Origin of the sequence: Enterocloster aldenensis (genome assembly GCF_003434055.1) — a bacterium.
Classification (GTDB): domain Bacteria; phylum Bacillota; class Clostridia; order Lachnospirales; family Lachnospiraceae; genus Enterocloster; species Enterocloster aldenensis.
In genome coordinates this window covers 825-1,109 of record NZ_QVEX01000044.1, presented here as the reverse complement: position 1 = coordinate 1,109, position 285 = coordinate 825, and the positions used below count along the sequence as shown (strand labels likewise).

Sequence of the window (285 nt, the reverse complement as noted above, 5' to 3'; positions counted from 1 at the left end):
GCTTTCGCTGTTTGACGATGAAACAGACAATTTGGAGGTATAATTTTATGAGAAAGATTATTTTTGCACAGGTACTCACAACCAACGGAACTACCGTATTTTCGGGGCTTTTTGATGAAAACGAAAATCCCGTAAGCGTGGAAACGGAGTGCGATGATAGCGGAGTGACGCTTACGATATGGCGCAATGCTCCTGAAACAGAACGCCGTGACTGCGGTATCTCGGAGGAAGAAATAGAGCGAACATGTTCAATGTATGATGACTGTAACGAGTGTCCACTGTGGG

Annotated in this window: 1 protein-coding gene; it reads left to right on the top strand. The window is 44.9% G+C overall.

The genetic code is table 11. The features are described from left to right. Nucleotides 1-47: 47 nt before the first annotated feature. A partial coding sequence (locus tag DWX59_RS29120; protein WP_207660474.1) for a hypothetical protein occupies nt 48-285 on the top strand: 238 nt, incomplete at its 3' end.